This window comes from Micromonospora sp. NPDC049230 (assembly GCF_040647875.1).
Lineage (GTDB): Bacteria > Actinomycetota > Actinomycetes > Mycobacteriales > Micromonosporaceae > Micromonospora.
In genome coordinates, this window is the sequence record NZ_JBEZCZ010000008.1 from 146,919 (window position 1) to 167,708 (window position 20,790).

Genomic DNA, 20,790 nt, shown 5'->3' on the forward strand with positions numbered 1-20,790 from the left:
GCCGGCGTGGGAGGGAGCCACGTGCTTGCGCGACTCCCTGTGGAGCTGATGTCGTAGACGATTCAGCACCCGCGCGGTCAGCCCTCGGTTACTCGTGCTCGAAGCGGCGCGGCCGGCGGGTCAACGACAGCCAGCCGAGGAAACGGGCGTGCATCTTGGCAAGGTCGGGGCGACCGCCAAGACTGAACAGGTCGTGGATCGCCTCGTTCATGCAGGACGTCAGGTAGAGGGCCAGCGCCAGCGTGTGGCCATAGAACTCCGCGACGAGATCGAGTTGCGCGCGGGAGCACGGCCACGGGGCGGCGCAGGTGCGGCACAGCCAGGCGGGGCGCATCGGCAGGTGCGGACGGGAGCGAAGACTCACACCACGACCCTGCTCACCGCAACCGCAGCCATCCATCACACCGCGTGATCCCTCGGCGGATAACTTCCATCCATCCTCCGGATGTCGTCCCGGCACCGTCATCAGATCGCTGGATATGCTGACCCTCATCCCCGGTGTGGGAAGGGAGCCGCGCGTGAGCGTTCGAACGACTGGAGCGTTCACCGTTCCCGACCTGCTGTGGGATTCCTCCGACACGCTCGACGCCCTTGCCACCCGGAACATCGCTCAGGTGTTCCGTCTCGTCCAGAAAGCCACCCGCGCCAGCCAGACAAACGTCGGCATCGCCACCGGGCTCAGTCAGGCGCAGGTCAGCGAGATCACCAGCGGCGCCCGCCGGGTCAGCAGCAATCGACGTCCTCACCCGCATCTGCACCGGCCTGTCCATGCCCCGCCACGCACGCATGACGCTCCTGCTCGGCGAACGCGACCGAACCCCGACCGAACGAAACGTCAGTGGCCTGCGGGTCGCGAGGGCGGCGCGGGACCAGTGCGCCGATGTCACCGCGATCTATTCCAGCCGGTCAGATTTCGTGGCGGAGTTGCCGCCGCACGTCCTCTTCGAGGATGCCACGGACATCCGGGCGTCCGGCCTGTCGCTCAACCTCATCTGTCAGCAGTACGCCGACAACCGTCTTCTGAAGCTCCTCGCCGCCGGCACCCGCCTCCGTTGCCTTTTCCTCGATCCGGCCGGGGAGGCGATCAGGCGGCAGGAGCGTGAGGACGACTATCCGGACGGACACCTCAGCGCGCTCACCGAACTCAACATCCAGAATCTGGCCCGCCGCATTCGTGACAGGCTCCCCGCAGGTGCCCGAGACCACCTGTCCATCGGCGTCTACGACGAGTCAATTCGCGCCAACTTACTTCTGATCGATGACCAGCTCTGCGTCGTCCAGCACTACCTACCGCGGATGCGGGGCGTCGACTGTCCGACAATGGTCATCGAACGCGGCGCGGGTCCCTCCGGCCTCTACCCGATATTCGACGAGATGTTCACCTCACTCTGGGAGCGCAGCCGCCAGCTATGACCGACTACGCCCACCTCCTCCCCCTCGCGCAGGAGGCCGTCGACCTGGCGCACGACCTGATGCGGACGCTCCAGCCCGGTGCGCTGACCTTCAAGGGTGACCGCGACATGGCTTCCGAGGTGGACTACGCCATCGAGAGGGCGGTCCGCGAACATCTGGCAACCAAGGCGCCCGACATCGGTTTCCTCGGCGAGGAGTACGGGAGCAGCGGCGACACCAGCACACTGACCTGGGCACTCGATCCCGTCGATGGCACCGTCAACTTCGTCCACGGCTCACCCCTGTGCGCGATCTCCCTCGGCCTCCTGCACGGCGCAGACGCCGTCCTCGGCGTCATCGACCTGCCGTTCCTCGGCACCCGCTACCACGCCGCCAAGGGAGACGGTGCCTACGCCAGCAACCGCCGCATCCACGCCAGCCGGGTCACCGACCTCAAGGACGCCGTCGTCGCCATCGGCGACTACGCGGTCGGCGGCGACGCCAGCCGGAAGAACACCGGGCGACTTGCCATCACCGAGCAGCTCACCCGGCACGTCCAACGGATCCGCATGCACGGTTCTGCCGCAATTGACCTCGCCTGGTTGGCTCACGGCAAGATCGACGCGTTCATCATGCTCACCAACAAGCCCTGGGACACCGTCGCGGGTGTCGTGATCGCCCGAGAGGCTGGTGCCCTGGTCGTCGACCTCGACGGCGCTCCGCACAGCGTGCACGCTGCCGCCACGATCGGTGGCAACGACCTGCTCCTACCGTCCATCGTGACGCTCGTTCAACGATCAATCGCACCTCCGGAACCCGACCAGCAAGGGATGCCGTCGCCAACCTAGTCGCAACGTTTCCTCGTCGATTGGCGTCCGTGTCGAACTGCGCCATGATCCTGAGGTGAGCAGTGACGAGGAGCCGTTGGCGGGGAACGTCACGACCGGGGTGGTGCGGATCGGCGAGACAGTTCGTCGTCCGGTCGGGCCGTGGACCGACTCGGTCGACGCGGTGCTGGGGCACCTGTGGGCGGTGGGATTCACCGGCGCTCCTCGACCGCTGGGTCGCGATGGGCAGGGTCGGCAGGTGCTGGAGTACGTGTCTGGCGAGGTGGGCGCGGAAACCGGCACGTACGCGCCAGCGGAGCTGATCTCGATTGGTCGAATGCTGGCGGACCTGCATGAAGCGCTGGCCGAGTTCGTGCCGCCGCCCGACGCGGTGTGGAACCGACTGATTCCGCCCGATCGGGAGGAAATGATCTATCACAACGACGTGGCCCCGTGGAACCTGGTCAGGTCGGACCGAGGCTGGGTGCTGATCGACTGGGATGCAGCCGCGCCGAGTTCGCGGTTGTGGGACATCGCCTACGCCACGCAGAGCATGGCCGGCTTGCGGGCAGACCGTCCCGTCACGGAGTCCGCCGCCAGGCTGCGGGCATTCGTCGACGGCTACGGCCTTGAACCGGCCGCACGACCGGCACTCGCGGGAATGCTGGGCCGTCGGGCCAGAGCCATGTACGACCTGCTACGCGAGGGAGCCCGGCAACAGCGCCAACCGTGGGCCCGAATCTGGCATGAAGACGGCCCGTACTGGAAGGCTACGGCCGAGTATCTCGACGCCCATCGCGAGGCGTGGAACACCGCGCTACGGTGATCGTCGGTCAGCGCGACGCCTTGTCCGGTGTCGCGCGAAGCCAGTCCAGCATCTCGACCGATCAGCCTCCATGATCGGCCCCGACGTCGGGATCACCGGGCGGCCCCGTCATCATCCGCGGATGTCAAGCCTCAGCGGGCGTGACGTTCGGGGTGGGCCCGGTTCCACACCCGCATCCGTTCCGGGTAGCCGGTGCGGCCCGCCTCGTACAGCGGCACGTTGTGCTTGCGGGCGATGGACCCGGCCGCGCGGGGCGTGCCGGTGCGGCGACGGATCCACTCGCCGTCGTGGGCGATCGCCACCACCGTGGTGTCCGTCGCGGTGGTCTCCGGCTCCAGGTAGAACTCCACCCCGCGTCGACTCGTGACGAACGCCTCCAGCGCGGCGAGATCGTCCCGGGTCGCCTCCCGGTCCAGCTTCGTCGGGGTCGCCTCGGCACCCCGTGACCGGCGACTGAACCAGCTCATGCCAACCCCTTTCCTCGACGCCCCCAGTGCAGCACCGATTCCTGGCAATACGCTGCACGCCGGATGGGAGACAGCTGACCCGACGGGGGCTGGAACCCGTCGAGCGTGGGCGGTGTCATGAGTGTGATCCGAACGGAGGTTCCCCTGGACGACGACGCGCTCGTCACCCGCGCCCGCTCCGGTGACCTGGAGGCGTACGACCTCCTGGTCGCCCGGCACACCGCGTCCGCGTACCGGACGGCGGTGCTGCTCGGCGCGGGCTCGGACTCCGAGGACGTCATCCAGGAGGCGTTTGTGAAGGCGTACCGCAAGCTGTCCCGCTATCGGGGCGAGTCGTCCTTCCGGTCGTGGCTGCTCGCGATCGTCGCCAACGAGACCCGCAACCTGCACCGCTCCCGTGGCCGGCGCGACGGACTCGTCCTGCGGGCGGCGGCAGCGGACCCGATGTCGGAGATCACCGAGGACGGGGCGGTCGGCGCGGTCCTCGCCGGGGAGCGCCGCGCCGCGCTGGTGCGGGCCCTGCGTCAACTGCCGGTACGGGACCGCGAGGTGATCGTCTGCCGGTTCTTCCTCGACCTCAGCGAGGAGGAGACGGTGGCGGCGCTGGGCTGGCCCCGGGGCACTGTGAAGTCGCGCACGTCCCGGGCGCTGGCGAAGCTCCGCGGCCTGCTCGACCGGGAGGAGGTCCGGCATGGGTGACCTCGAACGGGAGCTGCGCGACCTGTCCGCCTGGCTGGACACGCCCGAGCCGCCCGACGTGCGCGCCCGCGTGCGCGTACGGCTGCACCGGCCCGTGCGCCGGTGGCGCCCGCTCGCCGCGGCGGCGCTCGCCGCCCTGCTCGTGGCGGTGTTTCCGCCGACCCGGGCCGCCGTCGCCGATGCCGTGACGGGGCTGCTGCGCTTCGCCGGCGTCAGCATCGCCACCTCGCCCGCGTCGACGCCGCCCAGCGGTGCTGCCGCGCCGTTGCCGGGGCAGCGCCCCGCCGGCCTGGACGAGGCACAGCGGGCGGTGCGGTTCCCGATCCGCCTGCCGGCGAAGCTGGGCCCGCCCGAGCGGGTGCTGGTCGCCGACCCCGACGCGACGGGCACCTGCCGGGTGGCGACGCTGCTCTACGACGGCGGCGCGCTGCGGGTGGACGCGTTCGACGGTCGCCTCAACCTGTCCTTCCACAAGGAGGTCACCCCGCCGGGAGCGGAGTGGGTCGAGGTCAACGGCGACTTCGCCGTGTGGGTCGACGGCCCGCACGTGCTGTCGTACGTGGACCGGGCGGGCAAGGTCCGCCAGGAGAGCGCCCGGTTGGCCGCCTCGACCCTGATCTGGCAGGACGCCGACGTGAGCTACCGGATCGAGGGCGCCCTCACCCAGGCCGAGGCGATCGAGATCGCCCGCTCACTGCACTAGGAACCTGACGGGCGCGACAGGTGTCCTGAAGATACGAGTCGTCGACGCGTTCCGGAGGGGTCGAGATGGGTTCATGGGGTAGGTCGCTGCTGGCAGCGTCTGTGGTTCTGCTGGCGGGGTGCACGACCACGGCCAGCGGCGTGTCGGCCGCGCCGAGCGCCACCACGACGAGCGCCGCGAGCACTGCGAGAGCGAGCGCCGCGACGGGCTGTCACTCGCCGGTCGAGACGACGTCGCTGCCCGACTGGGCCGACGCCGGGTTCCACGGGGGCAGCCGGGTCCCGCACGTCTTCGGCAAGACCGGTGACATCGTGGCGGTGCTGTTCGCTCATCCGCTGCGCCAGGTCCGCGAGGACGGGTCGAACAACAAGATCCTGTGGGTGGCCCGCGCCGCCACGACCTCGCCCAACCCGACCGCGCCGGCGACCCTGGTGATCACCGCGACGCTGGACGGCACCGACACCACTGTGACCCGGGAGGTCGCCGGCGGTCCGGGTCCGTCGATCATCGACATGCCGCAGGCCGGGTGCTGGCATCTCGACCTGCGCTGGTCCGGGCACACCGACACGATCGACCTGGTCTACGCCCCGTGACCGCGCGCCCTAGGCTTGCGGGGGTGCGGGAGGACGCGCGGGCGGCAGCGGCCCGCAACAACGCCGAGTGGTGCGACATCGTCTGCGGCAGCCACGGGCTGGCCGGCCGTACCGAAGCCGACGCCTGGTCGGTCCCCCACCGCTCGCCGCCGTGGTATCCGGACGCGGTCACCCTGCGGCCGGGAGTGGACGCCGCGGCCCTGCTGTCCCGGATCGACGCCGGGCCCGGCGCGTCGGTGAAGGACAGCTTCGCCGACGTCGACCTGTCCGGGTACGGGTTCCGGGTGCTCTTCGACGCGCAGTGGATTCACCGGCCACCGGTTCCGCCGGTGGCCGGCGAACCGCTCACCCCGGTCACCACCCCCGACGGGTTGGCGGCCTGGGCGGCGGCCCACGGCGGCGGGGAGCTGTTCCGCCCCACGCTGCTGGCCGACCCCCGGGTCCGGGTGCTCGCCCGCCACGACGACCGGGGCGTGCTCACCGGCGGAGCTGTGCTCAGCGGCGACGGCCGGTACGGCGTCTCCAACCTGTTCGCCCGCGCCGACCGCGCCCGCGACATCTGGCACGCGGTGTGCGCCACAGTGCCCGACGCGCCGCTCGTCGGCTACGAAACCACCCCGGACCTGGCGGCGGCCCTCGCCGCCGGCTTCACCACCACCGGCCCTCTCCGCATCTGGCTGCACGCCTAGGCCACCGGCGCCGCGCACCGACGGCTATGCTTGGCGACATCGGCACCGATCCGGCCATCACCGGGGAGCCTCCGGAAGAACGGGCAGCTCGACCGCCCCAGTAGACCCGGACGTAGCGGCACGTCACGTCGTGGAAATGGAGCGGCGTCCGCACCATCGGGGCGCAAGCGGGGTGGTACCGCGGAGTCCTGGCCATACGCCCGACACTTCGTCCCCGCGTGGGCAGTGCGTTGATGCCCGCGCCAGCGGATGCGGAGTGTAGGGAGAGCGTCGATGACGGACGGCCCGTCGAGGTCACCATTCGTGCCACTGCCCACCAAGATCGACTTTGGTGCGCTGGACCGTAAGGTCATCGAGTGGTGGCAGGCCAACGACGTGTTCAACAGGAGCCTGGAGCAGACCGCCGACGGCCCGCCGTGGGTGTTCTACGAGGGACCGCCGACCGCCAACGGCACACCCGGCACCCACCACATCGAGGCGCGGGTCTTCAAGGACCTCTTTCCCCGGTACCGGACGATGCGGGGCTTCTCGGTGCCCCGCCGCGCCGGGTGGGACTGTCACGGCCTGCCGGTCGAGCTCGCGGTGGAGAAGGAGCTGGGGCTCGGCGGCAAACCCGACATCGAGAAGCTGGGCGTCGCCGAGTTCAACGCCCGGTGCCGCGCCTCGGTGCTCCGGCACGTGGACGAGTTCGTCCAGCTCAGCGAGCGGATGGGTTACTGGATCGACCTGGAGCACCCGTACCAGACGATGTCACCGGAGTACGTGGACAGTGTCTGGTGGTCACTGAAGCAGATCCACGACAGTGGGCGCCTGGTGGAGGATTTCCGGGTCGCGCCGTACTGCACCCGCGACGGCACGACCCTGTCCGACCACGAGGTGGCCCAGGGGTACGAGACGGTCACCGACCCGTCGGTGTACGTGCGTCTCCCGGTGCGCGGGGCGGTCGCCGGCCACAGCGGTGTCGAGCTGCTGATCTGGACCACCACCCCGTGGACCCTGGTGTCCAACACCGCCGTCGCCGTCCATCCCACCGTCCCGTACACCCTCGCCCGCACCGAGCGGGGCACGTTCGTCGTCGCCGAACCGCTGGCCCGGCGGGTCCTCGGTGACGAGGCGGAGATCCTGGCGACGGTGCCGGGGTCGGCCCTGGAGGGGTTGCGGTACGAGCGGCCGTTCGACCTGGTGGACATCCCGGACGCGCACCGGGTGGTCCTCGCGGACTACGTCACGACCGAGGACGGCACCGGCCTGGTGCACCAGGCGCCGGCCTTCGGCGCGGACGACCTCGCCGTCTGCCGCGCCTACGGGTTGCCGCTGGTCAACCCGGTCGCCCCCAACGGGCGGTTCAACGACGGCATCGACCTGGTCGGAGGGGTGTTCTTCAAGGACGCCGACGCGTTGCTCATCGACCGACTCAGGGAGTCCGGTCGGTTGTTCCGGCACGAGCCGTTCGAGCACCCCTACCCGCACTGCTGGCGGTGCCACACCCCGCTGATGTACTACGCGCAGCCGTCCTGGTACATCCGGACCACTGCGGTACGCGACGAGCTGACCCGGGAGAACGAGAACACGACCTGGTTCCCGGAGCACATCAAACACGGCCGCTACGGCGACTGGCTGAAGAACAACATCGACTGGGCGGTGTCCCGCTCCCGGTACTGGGGCACCCCGCTGCCGCTGTGGCGCTGCCCGGACAACCACGTGACAGCCGTCGGCTCCCGCCGGGAGCTCGGCGAGCTGGCCGGCGCCGACCTGTCCGAGCTGGATCCACACCGCCCGTACGTGGACGAGATCACCTTCGCCTGCCCGGACTGCGGCCAGGTCGCGACCCGGGTGCCCGAGGTGATCGACGCCTGGTACGACTCCGGGGCGATGCCGTTCGCGTCGTTGGGCTACCCCCACGTGCCGGGCAGCACCGAGGTCTTCGAGCGCACCTACCCCGCCCAGTACATCTGTGAGGCGATCGACCAGACCCGGGGGTGGTTCTACACGCTGATGGCGGTGGGCACGCTGGTCTTCGACAGGTCCCCGTACGAGAACGTCGTCTGTCTCGGGCACATCCTGGCCGAGGACGGCCGCAAGATGAGCAAGCACCTGGGCAACATCCTGCTGCCGATCCCGTTGATGGACACGCACGGCGCCGACGCGGTGCGCTGGTTCATGGCCTGCTCCGGCTCGCCGTGGTCGCCGCGCCGGATCGGGCCCGGCCCACTCGACGAGATCGTTCGCAAGGTGTTGATGACCTACTGGAACACCGCGGCGTTCTTCTCCCTCTACGCGGCGAACTCCACCTGGGCGCCGCACCTGGCGCAGCCGGTCGCCCAACGACCGGTGCTGGACCGGTGGATCGTCGGCGAGGTCCACGCCCTCGCCGCCGCGGTGGACGACCGGATGCGCAACTACGACACGGCCCGTGCCGGCCGGCTGCTCGCCGACGTCATCGACGACCTGTCGAACTGGTACGTCCGGCGGTCGCGGCAGCGTTTCTGGGAGGGCGACCCGGACGCGCTGGCCACCCTGTACGAGTGCCTCGACGTCCTCACCCGGCTGCTCGCGCCGTTCGTTCCCTTCGTCACCGAGGAGGTGTGGCAGCAGGTCGTCCGGCGCGGCAACGCCTCGGCGCCGGAGTCGGTGCACCTGGCGACCTGGCCCACACCCGACACCAGCCTGATCAACACGGAGCTGTCGGCCCAGGTGGCCACGGCGCGGGCGTTGGCCGAGGCGGGCCGGTCGGCGCGTAAGACGAGCAGTCTGCGGATCCGGCAGCCGTTGAGCCGGGCCCTTGTGGGACTGCCGGCCGGCACGGTGCTCCCGCAGGCGTTGCTCGACGACATCGGCGACGAGTTGAACGTCAAGGTCCTCCAGCCGCTCGACCCGCAGAGCGGGGTCATCGACGTGCGGGTCAAGCCGAACTTCCGGACCCTGGGCCGCCGGTTCGGCAACCGCACCCAGCACGTCGCTACCGCCATCGCCGCCGTGGCCGGCCGGGAGCTGGTCGACGGTGTCCGGGCGAACGGGACGTTCCCGTTGACTGTCGACGGCGCGCGGGTCGAGGTGGGCCTGGACGACATCCTGGTCACGGAGGTGCCGCGCACCGGTTGGGTCGTGGAGTCCCAGCGCGGGGTGACGATCGCGCTGGACACCGAGATCACCCCCGACCTGGCAGCCGAGGGCGTCGCACGCGACGTCGTACGCCTCGTCCAGCAGGCCCGCCGCGACGCCGACTTCGAGGTCGCCGACCGGATCACTGTGGCGATCGCCGCGCCCGCCGACGTCGCCGCGGCGATCGCCACGCATCAGGTGCTCATCGCGCACGAGACCCTCGCGCGCACGCTGACGGTGGTCAGCGCGTTGTCGGAGGGGTTCGCCGGCACCGTGGGCGACGGCCAGGAGATCGTCGTGCACGTCGTGCGGGCCTGACCGGGTGGTAGGTCGGACGCCCACCGTGCGCCTCGGCACGGTGGGCGCTCAACCGAGCTGGGCCAGGTCCTCCGGGGTCAGGCGGAGGGCTCCGGCCGCCACGTTCTGCGCCAGGTGGTCCGGGTTCGCGGTGCCGGGGATCGCGAGCACGTGCGGGCCCTGGTGCAGCGTCCAGGCCAGGCGTACCTGCTGCGGTGTGACGCCGTGGGCGCGGGCGACGGCCTCGACGGCCTCGTTCTGCGCGGCGCTCGCGCCCTTCTCCCGACCGGTGCCGGCCAGCGCGAAGAACGGCACGAAGGCGATCCTCCGCGCACCGCAGAGCCTGACGAACTCGTCCTGCTCCCGGTAGGCGTCCACGCCGTAGTTGTTCTGCACGCAGACCACCGGCGCGATGCCGGCCACCTCGTCCAGTTGCTCGGGACGGACGTTGGAGAGCCCGAGGTGCCGGATCAGCCCGGCGGCGCGCAACTCGGCCAGGGCACCGAACCGGTCGACGAGCGGCACCGCGCCGGGGCCCCGGCCGAGGCGAAGGTTCACCACGTCGAGCTGGTCGCGGCCGAGCCGACGCAGGTTCTCCTCGACCTGGGCGCGCAACTGCGCGGGGGTGAACGCCTCGGTGAAACCGGCCTCCGGGTCGTACCCGAAGCCGACCTTGGTGGCGATCACCAGGTCGTCCGGGTACGGGGCGAGCGCCGCGCGGATCAGCTCGGTGGCGTAGCGGGCCGGGCCGGTGCCGACCCGCAGGGTTCCGCCGGGTGAGACGTAGAACGCGGCAGTGTCGATGTGGTCGACGCCCAGCTCCACGGCGCGGCGCAGCAGGGCCACGGCCTGGTCCAGGTCGGGGTTGGCGGTGATCCGCATGGAGCCGAAGCCCATCCGGCGCACGGTGCGGTCGCCCAGGGTCCAGGTGCCCGCCGCGGCGGCGGTGATCTCGTCGATTGGCATTCGGCGACCCTAACCAGCGCGGGTACGCGGCGCAGTCGGCCGCGCACCCGATACCGCGCGGCGGCGTGGTGGGCTAGTTTTTGTGTACTGGCGGAGCCGGCTCGGCGGTGTGCGGGGCACGCAGCACCGGCACCAGCAGCAGGGTCGGCAGCAGCAGCAGCGGCATCACCAGCAGCGCGCGCAGCGTGCCCACCTGGTCGCCGAGCAGCCCCAGCAGCGGCGGCCCACCCAGGAACGCGGTGTAGCCGATCACCGCGACCACGCTCACCCGCACCGCCGCGTGGGCCTCCTCGTCGGCGGCCGCGCTCATCCCGACCGGGAAGCCCAACGACGCACCCAGGCCCCACAGCGCGACGCCGACGATGGCCAGCGGCCCCGGACCGGCCAGCACGGCCAGACTGGCACCGACCACGGCGAGCCCGATGGTGGCGCTGAGCACCGGCACCCGACCCCACCGGTCCAACGCGACGGTGCCAGCGGTGCGCCCGGCGGTCATGCCCACGACGAAGACACCGAAGACCGCGGCCCCGGCCGCCTCGCTCAGGTCTCGCCCATCCACGAACGCGACCGCCAGCCAGTCGTTGGCCGCGCCCTCGGTGAACGCCGCCACCAGCACGAACAGCCCGATCAGCAGGGTGCGCGGCTCCCGCCAGGCGGCGAGCTGCGCCCGGCGGCGGCCGGCCGGGGTGGCGTCCGCCGGGTCGCCGCTGTGATCGCCGGCAGCGGGCAGGAACGTCCGGGCGGCGAGCGCGGTGCCGATCAGCACGACCACCGCGACGGCGGCGAGGTGGACGCCGACCGCCACGTCGAAGCGGGCCGACACGGCGCCGAGCCCCGCTCCGGCCACCGAACCGAGACTCCACCCGGCGTGGAAACGGGGCATGATCGTGCTTCCCAGTCGTCGTTCCACCGCCGCGCCCTCGATGTTCATCGCCACGTCGCAGGCGCCGGACCCGTAGCCGAGGGCGACGAGCCCCACGGCGACGACGACGAACGACCCGGCCAGCGTGGCACCCAGCCCGGCCACGGTCAGGCCGACAGCGACCAGCACGGTGGCCAGTGTCACGGTGCGGGCCGCGCCGAGTCGCTGGGCGAGCAGGCCGGAGGTGGGCATGGCGAGCAGCGCGCCGACGCTCATCGCCAGCAGCAACAGCCCGAGCCGGCCGGCGGAGAGGTCCAACGCCTCACGGACCGCCGGCACCCGGGAGAACCAGCTGCCGACGGCCAGCCCGTTGAGAGTGAAGGTGACGGCGACACCGTTGCGGGCGACCAGCACCGCCCGCGAGGGCGGTGCGGTGTCCGGGGATACGGGTCTGCTGGTGGTGGCGCTCACGGGGGGTCAGGTCCTCTTCCTCGGGGTGATCTTCTGGCACGATCGCACACCTGAGAGCGCTACCACCACAACCGGCCACCGCCCCTTACCGGTGGTGGACCGGCCGGGGCATGATGTGAACGGGCGTTTGTCCGACCGGACGGGCCGCGGCGGGGAGGCGACGATGACGACAGCGGCACAGCGACCGGCCACGCTGGAGGACGTCGCCCGGATCGCCGGGGTCTCGCGGTCCACCGCGTCGCGGGTGATCGCCGGCAGCGGGTTCGCGTCGCCGGCCGCTCGGGAACAGGTCGCGGCCGCCGTCGACAAGCTCGGCTACGTGCCGAACCCGGCCGCCCGGGCGCTGGTGCGCGGCGGCGGCCTCCGACTGATCGTGACAGTCCTGGGCACCAGCGCGGCGGTGCTGGACGACCCGTACATGCATCAGGTGGTCGGGGCGGCCGCCCGGGTGTGCACGCCCGCCGGTGTCGGGGTGGCGTTGCACTGGCTGCCGCTCGGCGACACCCATGGCCTGCACCAACTCGGCGAAGATCGCACCGTGTGCGGAGTGATCCTGGTCAACACCACCGAGGAGGTGTTGGCGGCGGTGCCGGCGTCGCTACGCGGTCGGGTGGTCTCGATCGGCTACGGCTCGGCGACAGTGCCGTCGTTCGACGTCGACAACGCCGCCGGCGCCGAGGCGGTGCTGCGCCACCTGTACGCCACGGGTCGCCGCCGGATCGCCATGGTGGCCGGCCCCCGGTGGCTGCCCTGCGCGCAGCGCCCCGTGCAGGCGTACCGCCGCCTCATGCACCAGGCCGGCCTGCCGGAGCGGGTGCTGCCCGGGGACTTCACGGCGGCGCGTGGTCGGGCGGCGGCTGGTGTGGCGCTGCGGCACTGGCCGGACGTCGACGCGATCTACGCGATCAACGATGACAGTGCCCTCGGGGTGATCGCCGGCCTGCGTGACGTCGGTGTGCAGGTGCCGGGCGACGTCGCGGTGGCCGGCTTCGACGACATTCCGCTGGCCGGGATGACCGCGCCGGCGCTGACCACCGCGAGCCATCCGGTGGGGCGCATCGCCGCCGCCGCGGCCACCGCCCTGCTGGACGGGCGTCCGGCCACCCGGGTGCCCCTCTTCCCGTCCACCCTGGTGGCCCGGGCCAGCACCTGAGCACCGACGGTCAACCCCCGACGGGCCGGGTAACCGCGTGCCGCTCAGACGGCGGGCAGGCCGAGGGCTTCGTCGACGCGGGCGAGGACGGCGGCGTCGTCCTCCGGGTTGACGCCCCGCAGCAGGTCGATGGCCGTGGCCCGGACCTGACCGATGATCATCGCTAGGGGAAGCGTCTGCGTGGAGCCGAAGAGCTGCCCGGCGGTGTGCACGGCGGCCAACGCCGCCTCGTCGGCGCGGGTGCCGTGCCGGTCGGCGGTTTCGTCCTGGCCGTCGAGGTCGGCGGCGAGGGCGGCACCGGCCTGGCGGACGGCCTCGGCCAGCGATCGCAGCGCGGCGCCCAGTTCGGGCGGCGCCGGGGTGTGCAGCCGGCTGAGCGTCACGCCGGCGCGGGCCAGCACCCGGACGTTGCGGACCGCGTAGTCGATCTGTCGGATCGACTCGTCCACCGACCGCAGCCGGCCGATGTGCCGACGTCGGCGGACGTTGAGCCGCAGTGCCTCACCGGCGGCCAGCACCCCGTCGCGCAGCCCGTCCACCCGGGCGTCCATCCCCCGGGCCTGTGTCAGCGCGGCGACCGCGGCGGCCTCGTCGCGCTGGTCCAGCGCGTCGGCGATCTCGACAAGCAGCCCGGCGAGGTCGTCGAAGGTCCGCCGCACCTCGACGACCAGCGGCGCGAGGGGGTGCCGGGCGTCGACGAGCAGGCTGGCCGCGAGCGCGACCGCGCCGCCGACCAGCGCGTCCACGAACCGGAACGGCACCAACGACCCGCCCGGCGGAGTGACCACCACCAGGTAGAGCGCGGAGACCGCGGCCTGCACCAGCGTCACGCCGGTGGCGCCGAAGGCCACCGCGAGGAGGACGGTGAGCAGGATGACGGTGCCGACCGTCCAGGTGCTGCCGGGGCCGAGTGCCTGCACCACCAGGTCCGCGACGAGCACCCCGGCGGCGACCCCGAGCACGACCTCGACGGCCCGGCGGATCCGTTGACCGCGAGCCTGACCGAGAACGATCAGCGCGGCGGCGGGTGCGAAGAAGGGCTGCGGGTGCCCGAGCAGCCGGGTGGCCAGCAGCCACGCCACTGTCGCCGCGGCTGTCGCCTCCAGCACCGGCCGCCAACCGTGCCGCAGCCGCCCACCGGCCGTCCGCAGGCCACTGAACCGCACCATCGCCACCCTCTTCTCCACGTGCCACCAGCCCACGGCGCCCGGAGGCGATCGTCTCCCATCACGTGACGGCCCTGCTCACCGGGCCGCTCCGCGTCGCGCCCGAGGTGCCGAGAGGCCGGAGTCGCGGGGTGCCGGCGTGCCGGGGGCCCGGTCACCGAGCGGGACGGCGGGTCAGCTCCCGGTGAGGGCGCGCAGCAGCGTACGGACGGCGGCGCCCAGGTCGGCACGGCTGGCCGCGCTGCCGGGTGGAGGGGCACTGAGCGCGCCCGCGCCGACCAACCTGTCGAAGAGCAGGCCGTCCACGAACGCCACGAACTGGTCGCCCTGCCGATCGGGGTCGGCGGCCCCGGCCCGGGTGAGCAGGTCGCGGGCCTGCACCCGCAGACCGGTGCCGTGTTGCAGGATGCCGCGCAGCTCGGGCCGGTGCACCGCCTCCAGCAGGCAGGCGTAGCGGGCCAGGGCCCGGCTGCGCCCGGTGGTCAGCCAGCGGTCGAGCACCTCGGCGACGCCGGCGGCGAGGCCGTCGAGATCGTCTCCGTCGAGTCGGGAGGCGGCCGTCGGGGGCGGCGGGCCGATCGGCAGGTCGTGTCGCGCCAGGTCGGCCCGGTCCCGTTCGGCGAGCCGGCCCACCACGGCCTCGATCAGCGCCTGTCGGGTGCGCAGGTACGCGGAGGTGGTGCCGGGCGGCATCCCGGCGCGGCCGTCGACCGCACGGTGGGTCAGCGCCCGCATGCCACCGTCGGCGATCAGCTCGATGGCCGCGTCGGTGAGCGTCGCGATCCGGTTCGCCCGCGCCGTCATGGCACTCCTTACTTCTCGGGGTCCGCAGGTAGTATCGCTCTTCTACAGATGTAGAAGGGTGGTCGACATGAACGACTCACACGCGGTCGTGGTGGGCGGCGGGATCGGCGGGTTGAGCGCGGCTCTCGCCCTGCACCGGCGCGGGTGGCGGGTCACCGTGCTGGAGCGCGCCGCCGAGCTGCGCGAGGTCGGCGCCGGCCTGAGTCTGATGGCCAACGCGGTGCGCGGGCTGGACGCCCTCGGCCTCGGCCCGGCGTTGCGCCGGGGTGGCCACGGCGAGGCACCCGGCGGCATCCGCGACCGGCACGGGCGGTGGCTGTCCCGGGTGGACGCCGCGGAGATGATCCGGCAGCTCGGCACCACGGCGCTCGGCGTGCACCGGGCCACGCTGCACCGCACCCTGCGCGAGGCCCTGCCGGCCTCCTCCCTGCGTACCAACGCCAACGTGGAACACGTCGAGTCCGGCCCGGAGCACGCCGAGGTGCGCTACCGGGGGCCCGACGGCCCGCACACCCTCCGCGCCGACCTGGTGGTCGGTGCCGACGGCCTGCGCAGCCGGGTCCGCGCCCAGCTCTGGCCGCGACACCCCGGCCCGGTGTACGCCGGCTCCACGACGTGGCGGGCGGCCATCGCGTTCCCGGACCCGATTCCGGCCGCGATCACCTGGGGACCGGGAGCCGAGTTCGGCATGGTGCCGATCGGCGACGGCCAGCTCTACTGGTACGGCGCGCTGAACGCCCCGCCCGGCGGTCGCGCCCCCGACGAGCTGGCGGTCCTGCGGGAGCACTTCGGCGACTGGCACGCCCCCATCCCGGCGCTTCTCGCGGCGACCCCACCCGACGTCGTCCTGCGCAACGACATCCACCACCTGGCCGTCCCGCTGCCCTCGTACGTGCGGGGACGGGTGGCGCTGCTCGGCGACGCGGCCCACCCGATGACACCAAACCTCGGGCAGGGCGCCGGGCAGGCGATCGAGGACGCGGTGGTGCTCGGCGTGGTCTGCGCCGACGGCGCCGAGGGGGTGCCCGCCGCCCTGGCCGCGTACGACGAGCAGCGTCGACCGCGCAGTCAGTCCGTCGCCCGGGCCTCCCACGTCGCCGGGCGGCTCGGACAGCAGTTGCACAACCCGATCGCCTTCGCGGCGCGCAACACCGCGTTGCGCCTCACCCCGGCCCGGGTCATCCTGCGGAGCATGGCCCGGTACGCGGACTGGCGACCCCCGGCCGCATAGGGTCTGTGTCGCAGTCCTCGGTCGAGCCGAGGCGCTCAGGCGGCTGTTCCGCCCCGGTACGCCCGCTCCCCCACCGCCACCAGACGCGCGCGGTCGGCGGCGACCCCGAGCATGCCGCGCAGGCCGGCGGCGTAGGCGGTCGCGGCGTCCACCCCGAGCCGGGTCGTCGGTGGACACCGAGCAGGAGACCTCGGCGTCGGTCAGCACGGTCAACGGATGCGGGCGGTCCTCCCGGCCACGCCGAGGCGCAGGTTGGAGGTGGGCGCGGGCCAGCGCGGCGAGCAGCGGCGGGCGGACCGTTCCCTCCAGGTGGACGTGCGGTTCGATCTTCGGGGTGTGGCGCTGAGCCGGCGTCATCGCGGTCCTCGGGGGTGGTCGAACACGTGCGATCCAGCCTGCCGCACCCCGGCCCGGGCCTACCTCCCCCACGCGGGGGATCACCACCGGGAAACTGTTTCTGACCCAAAGCTCCAGAGTAGTCAATTGCGCCCCGACTCGCCTCGGTCACATATGACAGCGCGTCGGTACAATCGGCGACTGCTTTGTGACTGATCGCTGACTGCTCGTGGTGAAATGGATCACACACACTGAGCCCATGAACAGGAGAGTCAACCGCGGTAGGGCACTCCGCGTCGCGGTGTGTCTCCTTCTGGTCGTCGCGTTGGGCGGCTGCATGCAACTCAACATGGGGCTCACCGTCAACAGCGACGACACGGTCGACGGGCAACTGCTGCTGACCGCCGAGAAGTCCCTGCTGACCTCGCGCAACAAGAACATCCCGGCGGCCTTCGCGGAGCTTCGGCAGAACATCCCCGCCCTCCCGGCGGGCGAGGAGACCCGATACGAGGACGACAAACTCTTCGGTTCCCAGATCAGTTATCGAAAAGCGCCGCTGGCCGGTTTCGACACGGAGAGCGTAAAACTGGTCCGGGACGGCGACTTGTACCGTTTCACGTTGCCGCTCGACCCGTCGAAATACGGCGGAAAGGTCGCACAACAGAATCCTCAGCAACAGCAGGCCTTCCTCAAGCTGATGTCGTTCGAGATCTCGGTGACATTTCCCGGCCGGGTGATCGACAGCAATGGCACAGTCAACGGCCGGTCGGTCAGCTGGAAGGTCAACGCCAACCAAGACAAGCCCACCGAACTGCGCGCCGTCGCCGAGGCGCCACCCCGACCGTCCGCCTCGCCGGCCGCCGCCGCCGGGGACGACGAGGGCGGAATCGGCTGGCCGTTGATCGTCGGCGGCGTACTTCTGCTCCTGTTGCTGCTCGCCGCGGTGGGCGTACTCCTGCTGCGCCGCCGGCACCCGACGGCGCCGGCCGCGCCCGGTCCGACCGCGCCCGGCCCGACACCGCCGGGGCCGCCCGCCGGCGCCCCGGGGCCCGGTTGATCCACCCGGTGGCCGGCTGAGCCGGCCACGCCCGGCCCCGGCCGCCCCCGGAGACGACGGCGACCGGCCCCGGTGCTTCCCCCGAGGGGAGCACCGCACCTCACCACCACATCCCGGTCGCACCATCGCAGAAAAGGGGGATCGCCATGAACGATCTCTTCACCTGGGCCGCCCTGGGCACCATCGCCGGCGCGAGCGCCGCCACCCTGCTGGCCACCAACGTCATCGGCGGGCTGATCGGCCCGAGCGGCGACAAGCTCCGCAAGTGGATCGCCATCGCCATCGCGCTGCTGCTGTCCTACCTGACCGCGGCGTTCGCCGACGAGGCCGGCGGCGAGAAGTGGGTGATCGCGTTCTTCAACGCGCTCGTCATCTTCTCCGCCGCGCTCGGCGTCAACCAGTTCCCGCCCGGCAACCGGCAGGCGACGCCCACCCAGGTCGCGAGCGGTCGCGAGCCCCGAGTCTTCCGCTCCTGGGTCTGAGGGGGCTGACGTCATGGTCTTCGGAGTTCTCAGCGCGGCGGTCCAGGTCATCCTCGGCGCCCTGTTCGGCTTCCTCGCCGGCGGCCCGATCGGCCTCCTGGTCGGCACCGTCGTGGGCCTGCTGGTCGGCGCGGTCTTCGGCTGGGCGGTGGCCTCCGCCGGGGTGTACGCCCCGGACGCCCGCGGCATCTTCCTCTTCGTCGTCGACCACACCTGGAGTCTGCTCAACACCGTCGTCGGCGCCATCTACCTGACCGTGCACCTGGTCTTCGGGCACTCGCTGGACCGGCCCACCTCGGCCGGCAGCGGCCGGGTCAGTGTGGTGCAGGGGGTCTCACCCCGCTACGCCACCACCATCGGCACCGTCTGCGCCGGCTCCAGCTCGGGCATCCAACGGCACGAGGACGTCCACATCTTCCAGGGCCGCCTCCTCGGCCCGCTCTACATCCCGCTGGTCCTGGCGAACTACGTCCTGTTCACCATCGCCCCGGTGTGGCTGCTCTACCACGACCACACCAACGCGCCGATCAACCGCTTCACCAGGTACTTCGAGATCGGCGTCTACCCGCACGTGTGGAACGAGGCCATCGCGTACCGGATCCAGGGGACACCGCCGCGATGAGCACCGACGGGCGCGGGCCGATCGAGACGGCCACCGCCGCGCTGGCCGCCTGGCTGACCAGCGCGGCGGGGCAACCCGTCCCGATCGGCCCGCCCCGGGCGTTCGACGACGCCGACGGGCTGACCCTCTGGCCGTTGGAGCTGCGTCCGGCCCGGCAGACCCGCTCCAGCGGCGCGGTCCGCGAGCCGTACCGGTTCACTGTCCGTTTCCTGCTCTGCGTGACCGGGCCGGGCGGGCTGCCTCGGCTGGACCGAGTGCTCACCACAGCGACCACCGACGGCAGCTATCCGGTCGTCCTGGAGGCCGGTGACCCACCACTGTGGACGACGTTCGGCACGGCACCCCGCCCGGCGCTGCTGATCGACGTGGCCGCGCAGGTGGACCACCCGACCCCGGCCGCGCCGCCGGTGCTGCGACCGCTGCGACTGCGGCAACTGGAGGTGCGGACCCTCGCCGGCCGGGTGATCGGCCCCGAGGACCAACCCCTGGCCGCGATGCGGGTCGAGCTTCCCGGCACCGGGTCCGCCACCCGCACCGACCCGCAGGGCCGGTTCCGGATCGTCGGCGTCCCGCACGACCCCGAGCACCCGAGCCCGGTCCGGTTGCGGCTGACCGGACGCGGGCTCGTCCTCACCGCCGACGTCGACGCGGACGAGGACGACATCGTCATCGTCTGCGCGCCACCGACCCACTGACGCCCATCCGCACAGGAGGACCGATGCCCAGCTACTTCTCCCCCGGCATCTATGTCGAGGAGGTCCCGAGCGGCGCCCGACCGATCGGCCCGGCGAGCACCAGCATCGCCGCCTTCGTCGGCCTCGCCCCGGACCGCGTCGCCCACCTGGGCAGGGCGGTGCCGGTCAACAACTGGACGGAGTTCCTGCGACTGTTCGCCGCCGGGGAGCGGGTGCAGAGCACGCCGCTGGCGCGGGCGGTCTTCGGCTTCCTGGACAACGGGGGCGCCCGCTGCTGGGTGGTCAACGTCGGCGAGGGCGGCGCGATCACCGGCACCGGACAGCGCCGCGGTGGCCTGCAACTGCTGGAGGCCATCGACGAGATCTCCATCATCGCCGCGCCCGGTTTCCACGACGTCGTGTCGCACGAGGCGCTGCTGAGCATGGCCGAGCGCACCCGCACCATGGTCGCCATCTGCGACCCGGCGCCGGACATCGACGACATCTCCGCGTTGACCCGGGTCGCCACCCCGTCCACCGGCAAACCCCCCAAACCCGCCGAGGGTACGGGCGGCGGCTCGGCCGGTGCCGGCAGTGGCTCGGGCAGCGGTGCCGGCGGTGGCTCGGGCGGTCCCGGCAGCGGCTCGGGCGGTGCCGGCGGTGGCACGGCGCAGCCGGGCGGCTCCGGCGGGCACGAGGGTGCCGCGTACCGGCCCCGGCAGTCCGAGTTCGGCGCGTTCTACTACCCCTGGCTGCGGGTTCGCGACCCGATCAGCGGGGAGTTGGAACTGACCCCGCCGAGCGGGCACCTGGCCGGCATCTGGGCCCGCACCGACGCCCTGCGCGGAGTGCACAAGGCACCGGCCAACGAGCCTGTGCGGGGCGCCGTCGACCTGGCCTACCTGGTCACCCGACCGGAGCACGACGTGCTCAACCCCAAGGGTGTCAACGTGATCCGCTACTTCGCCGGAGAGGGCATCCGCGTCTGGGGCGCCCGTACGCTCGCCGCCGAGGCCAGCGAGTGGCGCTACCTCAACGTCCGGCGACTCAGCATCGCCATCGAACAGGCCATCGCCAACGGCACCCGGTGGATGGTCTTCGAACCCAACGACTTCACCCTCTGGCGCTCGATCCGGCGCGACATCGGGGCGTTCCTCACCCGGGTGTGGCGCGACGGCGCACTGCTCGGGCGCAGCCCGGAGGAGGCGTTCTTCGTCAAGTGCGACGAGGAGACCAACCCGGTCGACGTCCGCGACGCGGGCATGGTGATCGCCCACATCGGCATCGCCGTCGTCAAACCCGCCGAGTTCGTGGTGTTCAAGCTGAGCCAGTGGGCCGGCGGCACCGAGACCGAGACGATCGGAGGCTGAC

21 protein-coding genes are annotated in these 20,790 nt (G+C 72.1%); 15 read left to right on the top strand and 6 right to left on the bottom strand.

The window, feature by feature from the left end:
• Positions 1-88 precede the first annotated feature (88 nt).
• Entirely contained in the window at positions 89-364 is a 276-nt protein-coding gene (locus tag AB0A95_RS10305) for a hypothetical protein (protein ID WP_357555370.1), read from the bottom strand.
• A 422-nt stretch (positions 365-786) separates the two neighbouring features.
• Between AB0A95_RS10305 and AB0A95_RS10310 the strand changes: the two genes are divergently transcribed.
• The 3 genes from AB0A95_RS10310 to AB0A95_RS10320 all read left to right on the top strand — a co-directional run bounded on the left by AB0A95_RS10310 (position 787) and on the right by AB0A95_RS10320 (position 3,045).
• Positions 787-1,413: a DUF5919 domain-containing protein gene (locus AB0A95_RS10310; RefSeq protein WP_357555371.1), complete on the top strand. Its 627-nt coding sequence runs from the start codon at positions 787-789 to the stop codon at positions 1,411-1,413.
• Positions 1,410-2,240, top strand: a complete 831-nt coding sequence (locus tag AB0A95_RS10315) for an inositol monophosphatase family protein (RefSeq protein WP_357555372.1) — start codon at positions 1,410-1,412, stop codon at positions 2,238-2,240. The genes AB0A95_RS10310 and AB0A95_RS10315 overlap by 4 nt, the downstream gene beginning before the upstream one ends.
• A gap of 103 nt (positions 2,241-2,343) precedes the next feature.
• The gene (locus tag AB0A95_RS10320; protein WP_357555373.1) at positions 2,344-3,045 is read left to right on the top strand and encodes a phosphotransferase; all 702 of its coding nucleotides are present in this window, start codon (positions 2,344-2,346) and stop codon (positions 3,043-3,045) included.
• Between the two features lie 131 nt (positions 3,046-3,176).
• Here AB0A95_RS10320 and AB0A95_RS10325 read toward each other — a convergent pair whose 3' ends face one another.
• Complete coding sequence (locus AB0A95_RS10325) at positions 3,177-3,512, bottom strand: hypothetical protein (protein ID WP_357555374.1); 336 nt, start codon at positions 3,510-3,512, stop codon at positions 3,177-3,179.
• Between the two features lie 117 nt (positions 3,513-3,629).
• Between AB0A95_RS10325 and AB0A95_RS10330 the strand changes: the two genes are divergently transcribed.
• From AB0A95_RS10330 to ileS, 5 genes are all read left to right on the top strand, one after another.
• Positions 3,630-4,211 carry an RNA polymerase sigma factor gene (locus AB0A95_RS10330; RefSeq protein WP_357555375.1) on the top strand — a complete coding sequence of 194 codons (582 nt, stop codon included), beginning with the start codon at positions 3,630-3,632 and terminating at the stop codon, positions 4,209-4,211.
• Complete coding sequence (locus tag AB0A95_RS10335) at positions 4,204-4,914, top strand: hypothetical protein (RefSeq protein ID WP_357555376.1); 711 nt, start codon at positions 4,204-4,206, stop codon at positions 4,912-4,914. The genes AB0A95_RS10330 and AB0A95_RS10335 overlap by 8 nt, the downstream gene beginning before the upstream one ends.
• A 101-nt stretch (positions 4,915-5,015) precedes the next feature.
• Entirely contained in the window at positions 5,016-5,507 is a 492-nt protein-coding gene (locus tag AB0A95_RS10340) for a hypothetical protein (protein ID WP_357555377.1), read from the top strand.
• A gap of 23 nt (positions 5,508-5,530) precedes the next feature.
• Positions 5,531-6,196 carry a hypothetical protein gene (locus AB0A95_RS10345; protein ID WP_357555378.1) on the top strand — a complete coding sequence of 222 codons (666 nt, stop codon included), beginning with the start codon at positions 5,531-5,533 and terminating at the stop codon, positions 6,194-6,196.
• Positions 6,197-6,469: 273 nt separating this feature from the next.
• Positions 6,470-9,616: an isoleucine--tRNA ligase gene (gene ileS, locus AB0A95_RS10350; protein ID WP_357555379.1), complete on the top strand. Its 3,147-nt coding sequence runs from the start codon at positions 6,470-6,472 to the stop codon at positions 9,614-9,616.
• Positions 9,617-9,664: 48 nt separating this feature from the next.
• On the opposite strand, the gene AB0A95_RS10355 is transcribed toward ileS, so the two are convergent.
• Together AB0A95_RS10355 and AB0A95_RS10360 are read right to left on the bottom strand one after the other, a co-directional pair.
• Positions 9,665-10,561, bottom strand: coding sequence for an aldo/keto reductase (locus tag AB0A95_RS10355; RefSeq protein WP_357555380.1), 897 nt, complete (start codon positions 10,559-10,561; stop codon positions 9,665-9,667).
• A 73-nt stretch (positions 10,562-10,634) separates the two neighbouring features.
• Positions 10,635-11,894 carry an MFS transporter gene (locus tag AB0A95_RS10360; protein WP_357555381.1) on the bottom strand — a complete coding sequence of 420 codons (1,260 nt, stop codon included), beginning with the start codon at positions 11,892-11,894 and terminating at the stop codon, positions 10,635-10,637.
• Positions 11,895-12,057: 163 nt separating this feature from the next.
• Between AB0A95_RS10360 and AB0A95_RS10365 the strand changes: the two genes are divergently transcribed.
• On the top strand, positions 12,058-13,047 hold the full coding sequence (locus AB0A95_RS10365) for a LacI family DNA-binding transcriptional regulator (RefSeq protein WP_357555382.1): 990 nt from the start codon (positions 12,058-12,060) through the stop codon (positions 13,045-13,047).
• A 44-nt stretch (positions 13,048-13,091) separates the two neighbouring features.
• Here AB0A95_RS10365 and AB0A95_RS10370 read toward each other — a convergent pair whose 3' ends face one another.
• Together AB0A95_RS10370 and AB0A95_RS10375 are read right to left on the bottom strand one after the other, a co-directional pair.
• Positions 13,092-14,234, bottom strand: coding sequence for an FUSC family protein (locus AB0A95_RS10370; protein WP_357555383.1), 1,143 nt, complete (start codon positions 14,232-14,234; stop codon positions 13,092-13,094).
• Between the two features lie 153 nt (positions 14,235-14,387).
• Positions 14,388-15,017, bottom strand: coding sequence for a TetR/AcrR family transcriptional regulator (locus AB0A95_RS10375; RefSeq protein WP_357555384.1), 630 nt, complete (start codon positions 15,015-15,017; stop codon positions 14,388-14,390).
• Positions 15,018-15,084: 67 nt separating this feature from the next.
• Between AB0A95_RS10375 and AB0A95_RS10380 the strand changes: the two genes are divergently transcribed.
• The 6 genes from AB0A95_RS10380 (at position 15,085) to AB0A95_RS10405 (ending at position 20,789) form a co-directional block, all read left to right on the top strand.
• Positions 15,085-16,248 (top strand): FAD-dependent oxidoreductase, encoded by a 1,164-nt coding sequence (locus tag AB0A95_RS10380; RefSeq protein ID WP_357555385.1) that lies wholly within the window; start codon positions 15,085-15,087, stop codon positions 16,246-16,248.
• Positions 16,249-16,843: 595 nt separating this feature from the next.
• Positions 16,844-17,641, top strand: a complete 798-nt coding sequence (locus AB0A95_RS10385) for a DUF3153 domain-containing protein (protein WP_357555386.1) — start codon at positions 16,844-16,846, stop codon at positions 17,639-17,641.
• A 146-nt stretch (positions 17,642-17,787) separates the two neighbouring features.
• Positions 17,788-18,123 (top strand): hypothetical protein, encoded by a 336-nt coding sequence (locus tag AB0A95_RS10390; RefSeq protein WP_357063193.1) that lies wholly within the window; start codon positions 17,788-17,790, stop codon positions 18,121-18,123.
• A 13-nt stretch (positions 18,124-18,136) separates the two neighbouring features.
• On the top strand, positions 18,137-18,745 hold the full coding sequence (locus AB0A95_RS10395) for a glycine zipper family protein (protein WP_357555387.1): 609 nt from the start codon (positions 18,137-18,139) through the stop codon (positions 18,743-18,745).
• The gene (locus tag AB0A95_RS10400; protein WP_357555388.1) at positions 18,742-19,440 is read left to right on the top strand and encodes a carboxypeptidase-like regulatory domain-containing protein; all 699 of its coding nucleotides are present in this window, start codon (positions 18,742-18,744) and stop codon (positions 19,438-19,440) included. The genes AB0A95_RS10395 and AB0A95_RS10400 overlap by 4 nt, the downstream gene beginning before the upstream one ends.
• Positions 19,441-19,463: 23 nt before the next feature.
• Complete coding sequence (locus AB0A95_RS10405; protein ID WP_357555389.1) at positions 19,464-20,789, top strand: phage tail sheath subtilisin-like domain-containing protein; 1,326 nt, start codon at positions 19,464-19,466, stop codon at positions 20,787-20,789.
• Position 20,790 lies beyond the last annotated feature (1 nt).